This window comes from Pseudomonas sp. SLFW (assembly GCF_009905615.1).
GTDB classification, from domain to species: Bacteria; Pseudomonadota; Gammaproteobacteria; order Pseudomonadales; family Pseudomonadaceae; genus Aquipseudomonas; species Aquipseudomonas bambusae.
In genome coordinates this window covers 280,629-299,487 of record NZ_JAAAKW010000006.1, presented here as the reverse complement: position 1 = coordinate 299,487, position 18,859 = coordinate 280,629, and the positions used below count along the sequence as shown (strand labels likewise).

Below are 18,859 nucleotides of genomic sequence, written 5' to 3'. Positions count from 1 at the left end.
GATGGCGTCAGAATGGTCACCTTAATGGGGTCTGACCCACCGCGATCGCGAGCAAGCTCACTCCTGCAGGTCAGCATTTAAGCGGGGTTGATGTGTGCCTGTCGGTCCCTGCAATTGGTCCTTTCACCCCTATCCATGTTTTAATTGAACGTTCAATCAAGTTAAACCGGTGGTTCGCTGCCCGCTTGCAACAGGAGGCCTACCCTTGCCGTATCCGCTTCAGACGAACGTTTTCACCCCGCTCACGGCGGTATTCGCATGAGTGTCCCGAGCGCGCAAAGCAACGCGCCGGCGCGCATGAATGCCCCCGTTTTCTACTTCGCCGCCAGTTTCATTCTGATCTTCGGACTGGTCGTCATCAGCTTCCCCGAGGCGTCCGGCCAGTGGCTCCTGGCCGCGCAGAACTGGGCCGCCAATACCGTTGGCTGGTATTACATGCTGGCCATGACCCTGTATTTGCTGTTCGTGGTGATCACGGCGCTGTCCGGCTACGGCAAGATCAAACTCGGCGCCGATCACGACGAACCCGAGTTCAGCTACCTGTCCTGGGCAGGCATGTTGTTCGCAGCGGGGATCAGCATCACGCTCTTCTTTTTCTGCGTCTCCGAACCCTTGACCCACATGCTCCAACCGCCACAAGGCGAGGGCGGGACTACAGAATCGGCCCGTCAGGCCATGCAGCTGCTGTTTCTGCATTGGGGCCTGCATGGCTGGGGCGTTTTCGCCTTTGTCGGCATGGCGCTCGCCTATTTCGCCTATCGCCACAACCTGCCGCTGGCCCTGCGCTCGGCGCTGTACCCGTTGATCGGCAAACGCATTAACGGCCCTATCGGCTACGCGGTGGACGGTTTCGGCATCATCGCCACGGTCTTCGGCCTCGGCGCCGACATGGGCTTCGGCGTGCTGCACCTGAATTCGGGGCTGGACTATCTGTTCGGCGTGGCCCATACCCACTGGATTCAGGTCGGGTTGATCACGCTGATGATGGGCGCGGCAATTCTCGTGGCGGTGGCGGGTGTCGACAAAGGCGTGCGGGTCATGTCCGACATCAACATGTTGCTCGCCTGCGCGTTGTTGCTGTTCGTGCTGTTTGCGGGGCCGACTCAGCATTTGCTCAATACGCTGGTGCAGAACATCGGCGACTACCTCGGCGCGCTGCCCACCAAAAGCTTCGACGTGTACGCCTACGACGCGCCCAACAACTGGCTCGGCGGCTGGACCGTGTTCTATTGGGCCTGGTGGATCGCGTGGTCGCCGTTTGTCGGTCTGTTCATCGCCCGCATTTCAAGGGGGCGCACGATCCGCGAATTCGTCTTTGGCGTGTTGTTGATTCCGCTAGGGTTCACCCTCGCGTGGATGTCGATCTTCGGCAACAGCGCCATCGACCAGGTGCTCAACCACGGCATGACCGCGCTGGGACAGTCGGCCATCGACGACCCGTCCATGACCCTCTACCTGATGCTGCACAACTACCCGTGGAGCAAAACCGTCATCGCCGTCACGGTGTTCATCAGCTTCGTGTTCTTCGTCACCTCGGCCGATTCGGGCACGGTCGTGTTGTCGACGCTGTCTGCAAAAGGCGGCAGTCCCGACGAAGACGGCCCGAAATGGCTGCGGGTGTTCTGGGGCGTGATGACAGCGCTGATCACCAGCGGGCTCTTGTTCTCGGGCAGCATCGATGCGTTGAAATCGGCGGTGGTGCTGACCTCGCTGCCGTTCTCGTTGATTTTGCTGACCATGATGTGGGGGCTGCACAAGGCATTTCATCTGGAGTCGCAACGGCAGATCGCTCAGCTGTATTCGCTGGCGCCTGTGTCGGGTGCGAGGCGTGGAGGCTGGCGCCAGCGTTTGAGTCAGGCCGTGCACTTTCCGTCTCGTGACGAGGTGTACCGGTTCCTCGACCAGACCGTGCGCCCGGCGATTCAGGACGTGACGGAGGTATTCGCCGAGAAGGGGCTGAGCGTGATCACTCAGCCCGATCCAGCAAATCACACTGTCGGCCTGGAAATCGGCCATGGTGAGGAACGGCCTTTTATTTATCAGGTGACGATGCGTGGCTATTTCACGCCATCGTTCGCCCGGGCGGGGATGGGATCGAAACAGCTCAACAACCGCCGCTACTACCGCGCCGAAGTGCATTTGAGCGAGGGCAGTCAGGACTACGACCTGGTGGGCTACACCAAGGAGCAGGTGATCAACGACATCCTCGACCAGTACGAACGGCACATGCAGTTTTTGCATTTGGTGCGGTAGCCCGAAGTCCGCCTGATGAGTTCTGTAGGAGCGAATTCATTCGCGATGCAATCGTATAGCCGATACACATGTGTCGCCTGACGCATCTTTCGCGAATGAATTCGCTCCCACAGATTTCAGTTAACGCCTACAGGGTGTGTACCGATTCGAGATCAGGCGCACCCTGCAAATGCCCGTGCAACAACCGCAGCGCTGGCACATCCAGTGCCTGCGCCGCGTAGCACAAGCCCACCCGACGAATCAGGCTGGGCATGCGCGCTGGACGGGAAATGACTCCCGCGTGGTGACTCACCATCGAGTCCGGCAACATCGCCAACCCCGCCCCAGCCGCCACCAAACGCAATGCCAGCGTCATCGAACCTGCGGTCGCCACCACTGAACCCGAACTGCGGTTGTACAACTCCATCAATCGCTGGTGGGAAGGGTGAGAAGGGCAGGTGATCCATTGCACGTTGGCGAGGTCGGCTTCATCCAGATGAGGCTGATCTGCCAATGGGTGGCTCGCTGAAAGGGCTAGCACGAAAGGCTCTTCCCACAGCGGCAAGAACAGTTCGTCCTCGCAACAATCCTCTTCCACCGACAACCGCGCATCGCCGCTGCACCCATCGTGCAAGGTAAGGAGCAGGTTGGGCACGACGCGATAGGCCATCGCCAAAAACGCCTCAAGATGGCTGGCAGCGATCTCGCTTTCGACGCCCATTTCCAGCGTCAGCCGATCATTGCGCTGGCGAAACTGATTGCTCAGCGCCAGGGCTTCCGCCAGCAACCGACGGGCCTGCGGGTAAAGCGTGCGCGCATCGTCGGTGACCTCGACGCCCCGTGGCAGACGTTGAAACAGCGTCGTCCCCAGCGCGTCTTCGAGCTGGCGAATGGTGACCGACAGCGTAGGCTGGCTGGTGAACAGGCGCTGCGCCGCCGAGGTAATGTTGCGCTCTTCGAACACGGCGATGAACGCATTGAGTTGACGCATATCCATATCAGAAACCGATGTCAGCGAGAGGAATAAAGCATTTTTCGAGCGTCACGAGGGCTGAATATACTCGCTTTATCGCTTCTGCTACGACGTATCCATCGACACTTCTTATCGCTCCATGCCATTCAAAAAGAAGAGAGGACTGCATGACTTACATTGCTGCCGAAAATCGCTACGAGCGCGTTCCGTATCGCCGCGTGGGCCGCAGCGGCCTGGTGCTCCCAGCGCTGTCCATGGGCCTCTGGCACAACTTTGGCGACAGCACGCCGATAGAAACCCAGCGCGCCATGCTGCGCACTGCGTTCGATCTGGGCATCAACCACTTTGACCTGGCGAACAACTACGGCCCGCCCTACGGCAGCGCCGAGGTCAACTTCGGTCGTTTGCTGCGCGAAGACTTCAAGCCATACCGCGACGAGCTGATTATCTCCACCAAAGCCGGTTGGGACATGTGGCCAGGCCCTTATGGCCAGGGCGGCGGTTCGCGAAAATACGTGCTGGCCAGCCTCGACCAGAGCCTGCAGCGCATGGGTCTCGATTATGTGGATATCTTTTATTCGCACCGCTTCGACCCTGACACCCCACTGGAAGAGACTGCCGGTGCGCTGGCCACGGCGGTTCAGCAAGGCAAGGCGCTGTACATCGGGATTTCGTCTTACTCGGGCGCCAAGACCCGAGAAATTGCGGGTTTGCTGAAAGAGTGGAAAGTGCCGCTGCTGATTCACCAACCGGCCTACAACCTGCTCAACCGTTGGGTGGAAAAAGACCTGCTGGACACGACAGACGAGCTGGGCTCGGGCGTCATCGCCTTTACAGCGCTGGCCCAAGGGCTGCTGTCGGACAAATACCTGAACGGTATTCCGAAAGATGCGCGGGTCAATCGCCCAGGCGGTGGTTCATTGCAGGCGTCGCACCTGTCCGAGAAGAACATCGAACACGTCCGTGCGTTGAATGAGATCGCCAAACGTCGCGGCCAAAGCCTGGCGCAAATGGCGCTGGCCTGGACCTTGCGCGACCCTCGCGTGACCTCCGCGCTGATTGGCGCAAGCCGTCCGGAGCAGATCATCGAGAACGTCGGGGCGCTGGATAACCTGGTGTTCAGCAAGGAAGAACTGGCCGAAATCGACCGGTTCGCGGTGGAAGGCGGGATCAACCTGTGGGAAAAGCCGTCGTCGGCTGAATAACGCACAGATCCGCTTGATTTGAAATGCGGACCCTGTAGGAGTGAGCTTGCTCGCGATGCGTTGGCTCAGTCACCTCGAAGGCGACTGACAGATCGCGAGCAAGCTCACTCCTACAATGGCAAGGTGTTCCCGATGATTGAGGGCAGGGCTTAACCCTCATCCCCCTCATCATCATCCCCACCATCGATCTTCATTCCCAATTCCTTGATCTTGCGGGTCAAGGTGTTGCGGCCCCAGCCCAGCAATACAGCAGCGTCGCGACGACGGCCTGCGGTGTGCTTGAGGGCGGTTTCGATCATGATGCGTTCGAACGTCGGCACGGCGCTGTCCAGCAGGCTGGACTGTCCGCGCGCCAACGCCTGATCGGCCCATTGACGCAACGCCTGTTCCCAATTGGTGACAGGGGCGGCATCTTGCGGCAGGCTCAGCAGCTCCGGCGGCAGATCGCTGATGTGCACTTCGCGGCCCGAGGCCATGACCGTGATCCAGCGGCAGGTGTTTTCCAGCTGACGCACGTTGCCCGGCCATGGCAGGTGCTTGAGGTATTCCTCGGTCTCGGCCTTCAACAGCTTCGGCTCGACCGCCAACTCCTGCGCGGCGCGGCTCAGGAAGTGCCTGGCCAGGGTCGGAATGTCCTCGCGACGGTCGGACATGCGCGGAATGTGGATGCGAATCACGTTCAGACGGTGGAACAGGTCCTCACGGAATTTCCCGGCCTGAACCAGCGTTTCCAGATTCTGGTGAGTCGCCGCGATGATGCGCACGTCCACCTTGACCGGCACGTGGCCGCCCACGCGGTAGAACTCGCCATCGGCCAGTACGCGCAACAGGCGGGTCTGGGTGTCGGCCGGCATGTCGCCGATTTCGTCGAGGAACAGCGTGCCGCCGTCAGCCTGTTCGAAACGTCCGCGACGCAGGTTCGCAGCGCCGGTGAAAGCGCCTTTCTCGTGACCGAACAGCTCGGATTCCATCAGGTCTTTCGGGATCGCCGCCATGTTCAGCGCGATGAACGGCGAGGCCGAACGCGGGCTGTGGCGATGCAAGGCGTGAGCTACCAGTTCTTTACCGGTCCCCGATTCGCCGTTGATCAACACCGTGATGTTGGAATGGCTCAAACGCCCGATGGCGCGAAACACTTCCTGCATCGCCGGGGCTTCGCCGATGATTTCCGGGGTGCGGGTCAGGGTTGGCGCAACGTCCATGCCCTGTTGTTCCTGAGCGTGCTGATTGGCGCGCTTGACCAGCGAAACCGCTTCATCGACGTCGAAAGGCTTGGGCAGGTATTCGAAGGCGCCGCCTTGATACGAGGCCACGGCACTGTCCAGGTCCGAATGCGCGGTCATGATGATGACCGGCAGGCGCGGGTGCTGTTCGCGAATCCGCGCCAACAGGTCCAGCCCGCTGGCGCCGGGCATGCGGATGTCGGAAATGATCACGTCCGGCTGTTGGCGCGCAAGACGACTCATCACGCCATCGGCGCTGTCGAAGCTCTGCGTGGTCATGCCTTCTTGCTGCAAGGCCTTTTCCAGTACCCAGCGGATGGAACGGTCGTCGTCGACGATCCAGACAGTTTCACTACGGCTCATGTCGAAGCTGCTCCTTGTTCCAGCGGCAGGAAGATCGAGAAAGTGGTGTGGCCAGGATGGCTGTCACACTCGATCAGCCCCTGGTGCTGACTGATGATGTTCTGGGTGATGGCAAGGCCCAGCCCGGTACCGTCCGGACGGCCACTGACCATGGGGTAGAAAATCGTTTCCTGAAGTTCCGGGGGAATGCCGGGACCGTTATCGATGATTTCAATCTTGCTCACCAGCCGATGGCGCACATGGCCGATGGTGAATTGACGCATCGCACGGGTGCGCAGGCTGATCCGACCCAAGCGCAGTTCGTTCTGCCCGCTGATGGCCTGCATCGCGTTGCGCACAATATTAAGCACCGCCTGGACCATTTGATCCCGGTCGATCAACACGTCAGGGATACTTGGGTCATAGTCGCGCACCAACGTGATGCAACCCTGGCTTTCGGCCTCGACCAGGCTGCACACACGCTCCAGCACTTCGTGGACGTTGGTCATCGCCAGTGACGGCAGCTTGTTCGAGCCCAGCATCCGGTCGACCAGATTACGCAGGCGGTCGGCTTCTTCGATGATGACGTTGGTGTAGTCCTTAAGGCTCTCTTCCGGCAGCTCACGCGCCAACAACTGCGCGGCCCCACGAATTCCACCGAGGGGGTTCTTTATTTCATGCGCCAAGCCACGCACCAGCATTTTGGTGGTTTCCTGCTTGGATAGCTGGGCCTCTTCCTTGGTGATGCGCAACAGGCGATCACGGGGATGAACCTCAAGCAGCAGCATGGTCTCGCCTTGCGACAAAATCGGCGTCACGGCGTAATCGACGGTCAGCGTTTGGCCGGTCAGCGCAGTCAGCATGGCTTCGCGCTTGGTGAACGGGTGCGCCTGTTCCACCGCTTGGCGCAGTGAACTCAGAGCCTCGGCGGACTCGGTGAACAACTCACTGATGAACTGCCCGTGACTACGCTGGCCACTGATCGCCAGCAGCATTTCGGCAGCCGGGTTCATGTACTCCAGACGCAAGTCCGAGTTGAGCAAAATCGTGGCAGTGGTCAGGTTGTCGAGTAACAGTCGGTGCAACGTGTCGCTGATTGTCATGAATCTCGTTGACCTCTTTTGGCTCATTGCACAAGGGAATAGGCCCAGACGTGCAGGCGCTGATTGGTCTTCGCCAGCGGTGGAAGACGGCGGATGGCGCTAAAATTCCTGCTGATTGTGTGGAAAATGCAAAAACCAAACCAAGCTCCGAAAAGAAGCGTCGAATGGAGTGTTTCGGTCGTTTTTTGGACGGCAGGCGCGCAGATTGAGCAGCGGCTTGCGAATCGTGAACCAAAATGGGGTTTTAATCGGAGCGCCTGTTCAGGTTGTGCACCATTATGGAGCTTAGCCGCTTTAGGGAGGGCGTTAGAAAAAAGGCAGGATGCTGCTCTCTTCAGGTGGCTTGTCCTTGATCGGACATTCTGGGCGCACGCCGTACTCCTCGTTCTTGCAAGGATTGGCGAGGCGCTTCTGTGCGAGTGAAATCCGCATCATGTGAAACGGCTGGTTGGGCGTGCGTTCGGCCACGCGACCATACTGATCCACGATCTCGATCGACAGCTGGTGCGTTCCGCGATCAATGTTGGTCAACGGAAACACCGGGCTGCGCCCCGCATCGCCATAAACCTTTCCGTCGAGCAGCAGCCGGTAGACGTGGCCGGGTTGCAGCTCAGGATCGTTGGTGACCGTCACGATCAGGTTGCCCTGGATGTCGCGAATCGTGCTGTCCGGCTCCGGCGCGAGAATGCGCAGCAACTGGTAGTGAAATAACGGTCCCGGTTTGGGCTTGGCGCTGGAGGCCTGGCTGGGCTTTTTAGGGGCTGACCTGATCTGGTTGCTCGGGGCAATATCGACCTTTTTCGCATTCTTGTGCGGCTGATCGGTGAAGACCCGATTCCCCTCTGCATCAATGTAGGTATAAACCTCGGCGACGGCAGAGTGGCCGATGAGCATCAGCACACAGATCAGCGCCCAATGCAGCCAGACGTGTTTAGGGTTTGCCGACATGAACTCGCTGCACGGTCAAGTTAATGGTCTGGCTCTGCTGAATGACCTGGGCGCCTTGCAGCACCTGAACGGACAGGCTGTGTTCGCCCCGGTCCAGGTCGGTGACCTGAATCCGCGGCACGTTGGTCGGTGCGCCGTAAGGTCTGCCGTCCACCAGCAATTGCAACTGATGCCCGGCTTGCAGACGTGGCTGAATCATCACACCGACCAGAAACGAGCCGTTATTGGCCCGTAAGGCTTCGTCGTTTGGCAGATCGGTCAGTTGCAGCGTCTGGTAAGACGCGCTGACCGGCTGCGCCTGATTCTGGACGGGTGATGAGCTCGCGGGTGGTGCGGTGGTCCCGACTCTGTTCAACGGAGGCAGGTCCACCGTCTGGACCTTCGCCCCGTCGGGCGGCTGGTTGGTGAAAGCCGTATTGCCGTTGGCGTCGGTGTATTTGTAGATCTGGGCAGCTGCGGGCAGTGCCAACAACAGCAGCACAAGGGCAAGGCTTTGACGCATGAAAACTCCGTTACCACGATCAGGAGAACGACAACTGGCGCAGCGCAGACGAGGCTGCCGGGCACAGGCGCCAGCATAGAGCAAAACCCGAAGGGCAGTGTCACCCGCTGAGTGTGTCGAAACGTTAATCCGTCAGGTTTTCGGCTGTGCCTTGCACAACCCGTCAGTCGCCTGTTCCAGTGCCTTGAGCATGACGGGATCGGTGGTCTGGCGCTGAATCTCGGCGAGCAGCCAGCTTGAGCAGGCGCTGTCGTTTCGACGCGGCACGAATGCAGCCAGGTTTTTCATCATCTGCGGTTGCAGCGCATCCAGTTGCGTCCGGATTCCCGCCATCTGACTGGCCGCCGGTTGCGCCGGTGCCCGCCCGGTTTCACGCCACTGCGCAATCCGCCCGTACTGCACGACCTTGTTCGCTTCGATTTGCGCCGTCATGAATGCGCGGACATCGCCTGTGTCGAGGCGATAGGTGGCAGCCTGGGACTCGGCATTGGCGATCACCTGGCGCTCACGCTCAGAGTCCTGCACTGGCTTGCCGCTGTAGAACTTGCTCAGGGCTACGTCGTTGGCGATGTTGAGGCGTTGGGTGATCGTGTTCAGCAGTGCCTGTACTTCGACCGGGGTGGTGACAGTAGGAGACCCGCTGGTGCAGCCGATCAGCAAAAAAGAGAGCAGGAGCGTGAGCCAGAGCGATTTCAGCATTTGAAAGTCCTTGGAGGTGATGGCGGCATACAGCCTGCCGGCGAGCCGAGCAGTATCCAGAAAAATCCCCTGAAAGCGCGATAAACAAATACCACAGGCCCATTTTTCGCAGGCACAAAAAAGACCTCCCGAAGGAGGCCTCTTTTTTCAAGCCGCTGTCGCGACCCTACGGGATCAGACGCTGTAGTACAGGTCGTATTCCAGTGGGTGTACGAAAGTGCGTACTTTGATTTCTTCTTCCGACTTCAGGTGGATGTACGCGTCGATGAAGTCATCGCTGAATACGCCGCCTTTGGTCAGGAACGCACGACCTTTGTCCAGCTCTTCCAGGGCTTCTTTCAGGCTGCCGCACACTTGTGGGATCTCTGCAGCCTCTTCAGGTGGCAGGTCATACAGGTTTTTGTCAGCTGCGTCGCCAGGGTGAATCTTGTTCTGGATACCGTCCAGACCGGCCATCAGCAAAGCTGCGAAGGCCAGGTACGGGTTGGCTGCCGGGTCCGGGAAACGTGCTTCGATACGACGGCCACGTGGGCTGGAGACGTAAGGAATACGGATCGAAGCGGAGCGGTTACGGGCCGAGTAGGCCAGCATGACTGGCGCTTCGAAGCCTGGGACCAGACGCTTGTACGAGTTGGTCGCCGGGTTGGTGAAGCCGTTCAGGGCCTTACCGTGCTTGATGATACCGCCGATGAAGAACAGCGCGGTTTCGGACAGGCCGGCATAGCCTTCGCCTGCGAAGGTGTTCTTGCCATCTTTGGCGATGGACATGTGGACGTGCATGCCCGAACCGTTGTCGCCGTACAGAGGTTTCGGCATGAAGGTCGCGGTGCGGCCATAGGCGTCAGCAACGTTGTGGACAACGTATTTCAGGGTCTGGACTTCGTCAGCCTTTTTAACCAGCGTGTTGAATTTCACGCCGATTTCGTTCTGACCCGCAGTGGCCACTTCGTGGTGGTGTACTTCAACGATCTGGCCCATTTCTTCCAGAGCGTTGCACATTGCGGTACGGATTTCGTGGTCGTGGTCGACCGGTGGCACTGGGAAGTAGCCGCCTTTGACGCCTGGACGGTGGCCTTTGTTGCCGCCTTCTACGTCCTGGTCGGTCATCCACGAACCTTGTTCGGAGAAGATTTTGAACATGGAGCCGGAGATGTCGGACTTGAACTTGACCGAATCAAAGATGAAGAATTCTGGCTCTGGACCGACGAATACAGTGTCACCGATACCGGTGGACTTCAGGTATTCCTCAGCGCGGTGAGCGATGGCGCGCGGGTCGCGATCGTAGCCTTGCATGGTCGAAGGTTCGATAATGTCGCAAACCAGGATCAGGGTCGGCTCTTCGGTGAACGGGTCCAGGACGGCGGTTTCGTCGTCTGGCAGCAGGATCATGTCGGAAGCTTCGATGCCTTTCCAGCCTTCGATGGAGGAACCGTCGAACATCTTGCCGACTTCGAAGAAGTCATCATCCAGTGCGTCACGCGCTGGCATGGTGACGTGCTGCTGCTTGCCTTTGGTGTCAGTGAAGCGCAGATCAATCCATTTAACGTCATGATCTTTGATGAGTTGAACCGACTTCGACATGTTGTCCTCCGGGGTGGATTAGGGCCGGGTAGTTGTTAGCCCCTAAATATGGGTGATGCCGGGCGCGATAGTCGGCCAAGGCAACCTGCCTCACAAGGGAGCAATTTGCATGCCAGTGCCCCGTGTTGGGTTTTCATCGGAAAATGCCGGGTTTTGGCGCGTTAAACGTCGCATTTGTGAAAAACAGCGCACCTTTATGGTGCTTTAGGATTGTATACAGTCCTATTTTGGTGCACTGATGATCGGCTATACGATAACTGGTTAAACCTTGAGCAATTTCCGCTATAATCCGCGCCCCCCTTTTTCGACCGGCTCCTTGCGCGCTGTTTTCATGAAACTAATCGTTAAAGTTTTCCCGGAAATCACCATCAAAAGCCGGCCTGTGCGTAAGCGCTTCATCAAGCAGCTGGCCAAGAACATCCGTACCGTGCTCCGTGATCTGGACCCGGCGCTGGTGGTGGATGGCGTGTGGGACAACCTTGAGGTCGAAACCAAGGTCGAAGATGCGAAAGTCTTGCAGGAAATGACTGAGCGCCTGAGCTGCATGCCGGGCATCGCACATTTCCTGCAGGTCGATCAGTACCCGCTGGGCGACATGGATGACATCTACGAGAAGTGCAAGCTGCACTTCGGTGATGCCTTGCCCGGCAAGATTTTTTCGGTGCGCTGCAAGCGCGCCGGTCATCACGACTTCAGCTCGATGGACGTCGAGAAGTACGTCGGCAGCAAGCTGCGTCGTGAATGTAATGCCGCCGGTATCTCCCTCAAAGCACCCGAGGTCGAGGTCCGGATCGAGATTCGTGATCAGCGCCTGTTCGTGATCCACAGTCAGCACGACAGCATCGGCGGGTATCCATTGGGCTCACTTGAGCAAACGCTGGTGTTGATGTCCGGTGGCTTCGACTCCACCGTGGCCGCCTATCAGATCATGCGTCGCGGCTTGATGAGCCATTTCTGCTTCTTCAATCTCGGCGGCAGGGCGCACGAGCTGGGCGTGATGGAAGTCGCGCACTTCCTCTGGAAGAAGTACGGCAGCTCGCAGCGGGTGCTGTTCGTCAGCGTACCGTTCGAGGAAGTTCTGGGAGAAATTCTCGGAAAAGTCGATAACAGTCATATGGGCGTAGTATTGAAGCGTATGATGTTGCGCGCTGCGACCAACATTGCCGACAGGCTGGAAATCGACGCGCTGGTGACCGGCGAAGCGATTTCCCAGGTGTCCAGCCAGACGCTGCCCAACCTGTCGGTCATCGATTGCGTGACGGAAAAGCTGGTCTTGCGCCCGCTGATCGCCAGTCACAAGCAGGACATCATCGACCAGGCCGATCAGATCGGCACCGGCGATTTTGCCCGGCACATGCCTGAATACTGCGGTGTGATCTCGGTCAATCCAAAGACTGCGGCCAAACGCCACCGCGTCGAGCATGAAGAAAAAGAGTTCGACATGGCCGTGCTTGAGCGTGCGCTCGAAAACGCCCGTCTGGTGCCCATCGATCGCGTGATCGAGGAATTGGGCCAGGACGTCCAGGTCGAAGAAGTCAGTCAGGCGCTGGCCGGGCAAGTGGTCATCGACATCCGGCATCCGGATGAAGCCGAGGATCGCCCGCTTGACCTGTCAGGCGTCGAAGTACAAACGTTGCCGTTCTTTGCATTGAACAGCCGTTTCAAGGAACTGGATGACACGCGCCAGTACCTGCTTTATTGCGACAAAGGCGTCATGAGTCGCCTGCATGCTCATCATCTGCTCAGTGAGGGGCATGCCAATGTGCGCGTTTATCGACCGAGCTAAGTGCCCGGGGCTGTTTGCCTGTGGCTTGCGTCACCGGCCCCCCGACACCAGTCGTCAGCCGTAACGGCTTTCGCCGGCTCCATTGTTCATAGCTGTCTAAGATTATTCAGCTGACCGAATCCTCTGATCGAGATACACAAGTGATCGAAAATCTACGCAACATCGCCATCATTGCTCACGTTGACCACGGTAAAACTACCCTCGTTGACAAGCTTCTGCGCCAGTCCGGCACCCTTGAGCGCAACGAGCTCAACGACGAACGCGTGATGGACTCCAACGACCAGGAGAAAGAGCGCGGTATTACCATTCTCGCGAAGAACACCGCGATCAACTGGAATGGCTACCACATCAACATCGTGGACACCCCGGGCCACGCCGACTTCGGCGGTGAAGTAGAGCGCGTGATGTCGATGGTTGACTCCGTTCTGCTGCTGGTCGACGCTCAAGACGGCCCTATGCCGCAAACCCGTTTCGTGACCAAGAAGGCGTTCGAAGCCGGCCTGCGTCCAATCGTGGTCATCAACAAGATCGACCGTCCGGGCGCGCGTCCGGATTGGGTTCTGGACCAGATTTTCGACCTGTTCGACAACCTGGGTGCGACCGAAGAACAACTGGACTTCCAGGTTGTTTACGCTTCGGCCATCAACGGCATCGCCGGTCTGGACCACACCGACATGGCCGAAGACATGACCCCGCTGTACCAGGCGGTCGTCGATCACGTGCCTGCTCCGAAAGTTGACCGTGATGGCGCTTTCCAGATGCAAATCTCGGCACTGGACTACAACAGCTTCCTGGGCGTCATCGGTGTTGGCCGTATCGCGCGTGGTCGCGTCAAGCCGAACACCCCGGTTGTGGCGATCAGCGCTGACGGCAAGCGTCGCAACGGCCGTATCCTGAAACTGATGGGTCACCACGGTCTGCACCGCGTCGACGTCGAAGAAGCAGCGGCCGGCGACATCGTCTGCATCAGCGGCTTCGAAGAGCTGTTCATCTCCGACACCCTGTGCGACCCGACCGCCGTTGAAGCGATGAAGCCGTTGACCGTTGACGAGCCAACCGTTTCCATGACCTTCCAGGTCAACGACTCGCCATTCTGCGGTAAAGAAGGCAAGTTCGTGACGTCCCGTAACATCAAGGACCGTCTGGACAAAGAGCTGCTGTACAACGTTGCACTGCGCGTTGAAGAAGGCGACTCGGCTGACAAGTTCAAGGTTTCCGGCCGTGGTGAGCTGCACCTCTCGGTTCTGATCGAAACCATGCGTCGCGAAGGCTTCGAGCTGGCCCTGGGCCGTCCTGAAGTGATCATCCGTGAAATCGACGGCGTGAAGCAGGAACCGTTCGAAAACGTCACCATCGACATCCCTGAAGAATCCCAGGGCAAGGTCATGGAAGAAATGGGTCTGCGTAAAGGCGACCTGAGCAACATGGTGCCGGATGGCAAGGGCCGTGTTCGTCTGGAATACAACATCCCTGCTCGCGGTCTGATCGGTTTCCGTAACCAGTTCCTGACCCTGACCAACGGTGCTGGCATCCTGACCTCGATCTTCGACCGTTACGCTCCAGTGAAGTCGGGCCACATGTCCGGCCGTCAGAACGGCGTTCTGGTTTCGGTTGAAACCGGCAAGGCGCTGACCTACTCCCTGGAAACCCTGCAGGCTCGTGGCAAGCTGTTCGTAGAACACGGTCAAGAGATCTACAACGGTCAGATCGTCGGCCAGAACAGCCGCGACAACGACCTGGGTGTCAACCCTACCAAGGGCAAGAAGCTCGACAACATGCGTGCTTCGGGTAAAGACGAAACCATCGCTCTGGTCCCACCTGTTCGCTTCACCCTGGAACAGGCTCTGGAATACATCCAGGAAGACGAGCTGTGCGAAGTCACGCCTAAGTCCATCCGTCTTCGCAAGAAGATCCTGGACGAAAGCGAGCGTACCCGCGCTGCCAAGAAAGCCAAGGTGTAACTAGCCCCGGCTGAACGAAAACGCCCCCGGTCGAAAGGCCGGGGGCGTTTTTGTTTGTGTACACGCTGAAATTAAAAACTCTAACTGTGGGAGCGAATTCATTCGCGAAGGGCCGCAACAGCCGACACATCTTCATTGGCTGTACGATTTTTCGCGAATGAATTCGCTCCCACAGGGGTTACCGGGCGCCTGGATTAGAACTTCAACGGCACCCGACCTGAGTTCGAGCTCAGCGTGCCGCTCTTTTCGCGCACGACTTCTTTCGGCTTGTACGCGCAATAACCAGGGCGCGGGCCGATGCGTGGATGATTGCGGCAAGTATCGGGACGCTTGTCGTAGATGGTGCACAGTCGGCTCTTGCGATCCAGATACAGGCAGTCGTTGTTGCTCATGCGCTGCAGCGTGAAGATCCCCGACTTCTGGTTGAAGCGCTCGACAATGCCTTCCTTCTGCAAACGCTTGGCGATGTTCTTCGGGTTATCGCCCTGCTCGAACTCGTCCACGATGCCGATGCGGATCAGGTCCTTGATCTTCGCTTCCACAGGCAGGGTGCAGCAGCTGGACACGCAGCCTCCGCACATGTGGCTGGAATATTTCTGCCAGGTTTCGAGACGGTCGATTTCGGCGGCGGCGATCAAAGTGGGCTTCATGAGCGTGGGGTTCCGGGTGTATCGGGCGCGCGATCATACCGGGCCGCGGGCATTTCCCCTATCGCAATTTGATCGACGCGACTGTCGGCAAAGCGCGTGGCTGCCACGACTCGGCAACACAGGGCGGGTAGCGTGGGTGGCCAAGCGAACGAGGCTGAATTGAGGGGGAGTCATGCAACAGGCACAGCACGTGGTCAACGAGGTCTTTGATCTGTACCTGCAACGGGGCAGCGACGATTACATCGGCGAGCCGGTGTCGCAGATCGAGCACATGTCCCAGTCCGCGCAACTGGCGCTGGGTGAGGGGTACGACGACGAAGTGGTGCTGGCGGCGTTCTTTCACGACATTGGCCACATCTGCGATCACGATCTGGACGCGTCGAGTATGGGCGGCTATGGCGTGGCGAGTCACGAGCGTGTTGGCGCCGATTACCTGCGCAAATGCGGGTTCAGCGAGCGCGTCGCCAAGTTGGTCGAGTACCACGTTCAGGCGAAGCGCTACCTGACCCTGCGCCAACCCGGCTATTACGCGCAACTCAGCGAAGCGAGCCGCCGCACGCTGGAATACCAAGGTGGCGTGATGAGCGAGGCCGAGGCGACCGCCTTCGAACAAGACCCGTTGTGTGGTGTGAGCCTGCGGATGCGGCAGTGGGACGAGAGGGCGAAAGAGATGAATGTGCCGGTGATCGATCTGAAAATTTTGAAGGAAAAGGCGCTGGCGCTGCTGGTTAATGCTTGAGTGAGTGACGCGGCTTTCTGTAGGAGCGAATTCATTCGCGATTGGCCGGTACATCCGCGAGATATGTATCGGATGTAAGATTTTTCGCGAATGAATTCGCTCCCACAGGGTTTCGGTGACGACAGGACCCCGTGCACCAGTTCTCAACAGGTTGGGTCAGCGAATTACTATTTCGGCTAGGCCTTCAACCTGCTCCTGCCGCTCCGCCTGATTCAGCTTCGCATGCGGATTCAGCGACGACCATTGCGGGTGCGCCCGTGCTTTGCGCAGCGCGTCTGGCAGTTTGCCTTCGCGCCAGGATTTGTCCTGCGGCGCATCCAGTCTGATGCTGTCCATCGCTGCGTGGCCCCGCGCCTCCAGCGCCAGCAGCAGTTGCCGTTGACGCAGGGCCAGCAGTCGCAGCACCGCGTCATCTACCGTCAATTCACGTTGGCCCTTCAGTTTGCCGAGCAAGCGCCCGCCATAACTGCGCGCCGTCTGCAGGGCGCCTCCGGCAATCGCTCCGACCAACGCCGCCGCACCCAGGGTGATGCCCCCGACCAGCAGGTCTACGCCTGCGCCCGCCGCTGCACCGGCCGCGATGCCGCTGCCAACCCGCACGCCCAACAGCTTCAGGGTTTCCGGGTTGAACAGGTCATCGCCCCAGCGTCCGTCCAGCAACGGTAGATCGCTGGCCAACGCATCTTCGCGACGAAACGCATAAAGCTTCAGCAGCGCCTCGACACATCGTTGCTCGCGCTGGCGGACTGACTGGCGAAGGTCGTCAATGGCGGCCTGCACGTGATCGGCCTCTGTCGAGACGCTGCGCCGACAGGCCGCGCAGTCGATCAATAACTCGGCGATCAGACGTGCGGCGCTGTGGCGACGAAGCTCGCGTTGAGCCTGCTGATCAGTGATCAGCCGCTCCAGTTGTGGGCGCGAATTTTCCAGCAGCAGAGCCAGGCTTTCATACAGCCGCCGCTCGCCGTCTTCCGGGGGCGCCACGCTGTCGAAACGCACCAAAGCATGAAGGCCCAGCCGAGCAAGAGCTTCGCGCCAATCCAGCTCACGATGCTGCGAACTGCTGACGAAATTCAGCACCGGCAACAGCGGTTTGCCGCAACTGGCCAGGACTGCCAGTTCATCACGATACTTAGCGAGGACCGGTTCGCGAGCGTCGATCACGTAAAGCCCCGCGTCCGACGCCAGCAACTGGCGCAACACCTTGGCTTCCTGTTCGAAGCGCTGTCGGGCTTCGCTCCCTTCGAGAAATCGGGCCAATCGCGCAGGGCCGTCGAGGCGCTCGCCAGGACGATCCAGGCGCTCCAGAAAGTCGAGCAGGGCGATGGCGTCTTCCAGGCCAGGTGTGTCGTACAGTTCCAGCAACGCTTCGCCGTCCACCGACAAGCGCGCCCCTTCCACGTGCCGCGTCGTGCTGGGGCGGTGGGATACCTCGCCAAAGCCGACGTCGCGGGTCAGGGTCCGCAGCAGTGAAGTCTTGCCGACGTTGGTGTGCCCGACCACGGCCAGTTTCAGCGGGCGCGCTTTTGATCCTTCAGTCATGTCCGGTCTCCAGCCAATTCAGTGGCGCGCTGTCGGTCCACGTCAGCTCCAACGGTCCCAGCGCGACGTGCCAGTCGTCCAACCGGTCGGCGTCCAGCGCTTCACCGTCGGGCGGGGGCAGCAGCCAGACCCGCGTGGCTGTCGCGCAGCGTGCCATTTCGGCGATAAGCGCAAGACTGCCGCGATCAGGCGAGCGGCGGGGGTCGCAGGCAATCACGAGGCGTGCGGGCGGGTAGCGGGTCAGTTGGTCAAGCAGATTACGGCGGGATTCGCGGCTGTCGAGGACGCCTGCGTCGGCCACGTTTCCGGGCAGCGTCGGCGGCCAGACGCGTTGATCATCCAGCTCGATGGCGACCAGCAACGCGCCCTCGCTGTCAGTGACCGAAGGGCCGGGTTGCACCGAGTGCAACGAGGCGGGCGCGGCGTCGTTGATCCCCAGCCGCTCGCTGCTCGGCATCAAGCGTTCGCGTAGCTCGACGAAGCCAGGCTCGCTCAGGTCCAGCGCCAATTGCTTGCGGCCTGCACGCCAGCGGCCATAGCAGAACAGGGCCAGCAGTAGACGAGGGGCAATGCCGTACACGACGAGAACGCCCACCAGCCAAGCTGCCCAGGCCTGTCGGGCGTTCTCGATCATCAGCACGTTGTCGCCGCTGGCACGGATCATGTCTTCGGTCGGTACGCTGAAGCCCAGCAGCGACGGAAGCGTACCGAGACTTTGAGTGAGATTGACGAACGTATCGCTGCCGAGAATCGTGGTTTCCCAGACAAACCCGTAGCGCCGGGTGGCCATCAGCAACAGCAGCAAGGTGAGAGCGCTGAGCAGGGCCAGCAGCCAGAGCCCGTTGACACAGGCGCCAAGCAGCCAGCGATTCAGTCGTTTGCGTTGCAACAGCAGGATCAGGGCGGGGGCCAGTTGCGCTGCTTGAGCATCGCGGGCGAGTTTTTCGCTGAGCCACCACCAAAGCCTTCCGAGGCTGGCCGCGCTTTCCCCAGCGAACAACAGGCCCAGCAGCCAGCTGATCAACAGAATCAGGTTCACGCCCAACAAACTGCCCAGGGCCCAGAACACGTTGACTGGGGCTTGGCCGTTGCCCAGCGCTGCGAACGCCAGGCCGGCCCCGCTGATCACCGCGAAAATGGCCAACACGATCAGCGACAGTCGCGCGCCCTGTTTCCAGTGGCGCAGCGCTGCGAGCATGCCGTCGCGCTCGGCCAGCCAGCGGGCTCGGTGTTTGATGCGTGTCAACAAGTCGCCCCCTGTCACGCGGGCGCGGCGATTGGCTTCGTCGTCATCGAGCGGGCCTGCGTGTTGCTCGCGCAGGCGCACCGCTTCGGTCAGCCAGAGTTCATCGAGTGGGGTCAGTGCAGTCACA

The 18,859-nt window shown here is 59.6% G+C and carries 15 protein-coding genes; 5 read left to right on the top strand and 10 right to left on the bottom strand.

The features are described from left to right. Window positions 1–258: 258 nt before the first annotated feature. On the top strand, window positions 259–2,253 hold the full coding sequence (gene betT / locus GVN17_RS13740) for a choline transporter BetT (RefSeq protein ID WP_166595806.1): 1,995 nt from the start codon (window positions 259–261) through the stop codon (window positions 2,251–2,253). Window positions 2,254–2,380: 127 nt separating this feature from the next. On the opposite strand, the gene GVN17_RS13735 is transcribed toward betT, so the two are convergent. Then, the gene (locus tag GVN17_RS13735; RefSeq protein WP_166595805.1) at window positions 2,381–3,229 is read right to left on the bottom strand and encodes a LysR family transcriptional regulator; all 849 of its coding nucleotides are present in this window, start codon (window positions 3,227–3,229) and stop codon (window positions 2,381–2,383) included. Between the two features lie 143 nt (window positions 3,230–3,372). On the opposite strand from GVN17_RS13735, the gene mgrA reads away from it, so the two are divergent. Beyond that, entirely contained in the window at window positions 3,373–4,410 is a 1,038-nt protein-coding gene (mgrA, locus tag GVN17_RS13730; protein WP_166595804.1) for an L-glyceraldehyde 3-phosphate reductase, read from the top strand. Between the two features lie 149 nt (window positions 4,411–4,559). Here mgrA and ntrC read toward each other — a convergent pair whose 3' ends face one another. The 6 genes from ntrC to glnA form a co-directional block, all read right to left on the bottom strand. Continuing rightward, entirely contained in the window at window positions 4,560–5,996 is a 1,437-nt protein-coding gene (ntrC, locus tag GVN17_RS13725; RefSeq protein WP_166595803.1) for a nitrogen regulation protein NR(I), read from the bottom strand. Beyond that, on the bottom strand, window positions 5,993–7,078 hold the full coding sequence (gene glnL, locus GVN17_RS13720) for a nitrogen regulation protein NR(II) (protein ID WP_062385603.1): 1,086 nt from the start codon (window positions 7,076–7,078) through the stop codon (window positions 5,993–5,995). Before glnL ends, ntrC begins: the two co-directional genes overlap by 4 nt. A 306-nt stretch (window positions 7,079–7,384) precedes the next feature. After that, window positions 7,385–7,999, bottom strand: a complete 615-nt coding sequence (locus GVN17_RS13715; RefSeq protein WP_166595897.1) for a DUF4124 domain-containing protein — start codon at window positions 7,997–7,999, stop codon at window positions 7,385–7,387. Window positions 8,000–8,009: 10 nt separating this feature from the next. Next, window positions 8,010–8,528: a DUF4124 domain-containing protein gene (locus GVN17_RS13710; protein WP_166595802.1), complete on the bottom strand. Its 519-nt coding sequence runs from the start codon at window positions 8,526–8,528 to the stop codon at window positions 8,010–8,012. Window positions 8,529–8,660: 132 nt separating this feature from the next. Beyond that, window positions 8,661–9,227, bottom strand: a complete 567-nt coding sequence (locus GVN17_RS13705; protein WP_166595801.1) for a chorismate mutase — start codon at window positions 9,225–9,227, stop codon at window positions 8,661–8,663. A 174-nt stretch (window positions 9,228–9,401) separates the two neighbouring features. Then, window positions 9,402–10,808: a glutamate--ammonia ligase gene (gene glnA / locus GVN17_RS13700; RefSeq protein WP_166595800.1), complete on the bottom strand. Its 1,407-nt coding sequence runs from the start codon at window positions 10,806–10,808 to the stop codon at window positions 9,402–9,404. Between the two features lie 331 nt (window positions 10,809–11,139). Here glnA and thiI point away from each other — a divergent pair, with 331 nt between their 5' ends. Together thiI and typA are read left to right on the top strand one after the other, a co-directional pair. Next, entirely contained in the window at window positions 11,140–12,594 is a 1,455-nt protein-coding gene (gene thiI, locus GVN17_RS13695) for a tRNA uracil 4-sulfurtransferase ThiI (RefSeq protein ID WP_166595799.1), read from the top strand. A 140-nt stretch (window positions 12,595–12,734) separates the two neighbouring features. Beyond that, a complete protein-coding gene (gene typA, locus GVN17_RS13690) occupies window positions 12,735–14,555 on the top strand; it encodes a translational GTPase TypA (protein ID WP_166595798.1) in 1,821 nt (606 codons plus the stop codon). 194 nt (window positions 14,556–14,749) lie between these two features. Here the strand turns inward: typA and GVN17_RS13685 are convergent, their stop codons facing one another. Next, entirely contained in the window at window positions 14,750–15,205 is a 456-nt protein-coding gene (locus tag GVN17_RS13685; RefSeq protein ID WP_166595797.1) for a YkgJ family cysteine cluster protein, read from the bottom strand. A gap of 172 nt (window positions 15,206–15,377) precedes the next feature. On the opposite strand from GVN17_RS13685, the gene GVN17_RS13680 reads away from it, so the two are divergent. Further along, the gene (locus GVN17_RS13680) at window positions 15,378–15,944 is read left to right on the top strand and encodes a phosphonate degradation HD-domain oxygenase (protein WP_166595796.1); all 567 of its coding nucleotides are present in this window, start codon (window positions 15,378–15,380) and stop codon (window positions 15,942–15,944) included. 156 nt (window positions 15,945–16,100) lie between these two features. On the opposite strand, the gene GVN17_RS13675 is transcribed toward GVN17_RS13680, so the two are convergent. After that, a complete protein-coding gene (locus tag GVN17_RS13675) occupies window positions 16,101–17,486 on the bottom strand; it encodes a DUF3482 domain-containing protein (RefSeq protein WP_166595795.1) in 1,386 nt (461 codons plus the stop codon). Continuing rightward, entirely contained in the window at window positions 17,479–18,858 is a 1,380-nt protein-coding gene (locus GVN17_RS13670; RefSeq protein WP_166595794.1) for a DUF2868 domain-containing protein, read from the bottom strand. The genes GVN17_RS13675 and GVN17_RS13670 overlap by 8 nt, the downstream gene beginning before the upstream one ends. Window position 18,859 lies beyond the last annotated feature (1 nt).

Coding starts and splice junctions, on each gene's coding strand:
- GVN17_RS13680 (WP_166595796.1), top strand. CDS start 15,378: ATGCAACAGGCACAGCACGTGGTCAACGAGGTCTTTGATCTGTACCTG.
- ntrC (WP_166595803.1), bottom strand. CDS start 5,996: ATGAGCCGTAGTGAAACTGTCTGGATCGTCGACGACGACCGTTCCATC.
- mgrA (WP_166595804.1), top strand. CDS start 3,373: ATGACTTACATTGCTGCCGAAAATCGCTACGAGCGCGTTCCGTATCGC.
- GVN17_RS13710 (WP_166595802.1), bottom strand. CDS start 8,528: ATGCGTCAAAGCCTTGCCCTTGTGCTGCTGTTGTTGGCACTGCCCGCA.
- thiI (WP_166595799.1), top strand. CDS start 11,140: ATGAAACTAATCGTTAAAGTTTTCCCGGAAATCACCATCAAAAGCCGG.
- GVN17_RS13675 (WP_166595795.1), bottom strand. CDS start 17,486: ATGACTGAAGGATCAAAAGCGCGCCCGCTGAAACTGGCCGTGGTCGGG.
- GVN17_RS13685 (WP_166595797.1), bottom strand. CDS start 15,205: ATGAAGCCCACTTTGATCGCCGCCGCCGAAATCGACCGTCTCGAAACC.
- glnA (WP_166595800.1), bottom strand. CDS start 10,808: ATGTCGAAGTCGGTTCAACTCATCAAAGATCATGACGTTAAATGGATT.
- betT (WP_166595806.1), top strand. CDS start 259: ATGAGTGTCCCGAGCGCGCAAAGCAACGCGCCGGCGCGCATGAATGCC.
- GVN17_RS13705 (WP_166595801.1), bottom strand. CDS start 9,227: ATGCTGAAATCGCTCTGGCTCACGCTCCTGCTCTCTTTTTTGCTGATC.
- GVN17_RS13735 (WP_166595805.1), bottom strand. CDS start 3,229: ATGGATATGCGTCAACTCAATGCGTTCATCGCCGTGTTCGAAGAGCGC.
- glnL (WP_062385603.1), bottom strand. CDS start 7,078: ATGACAATCAGCGACACGTTGCACCGACTGTTACTCGACAACCTGACC.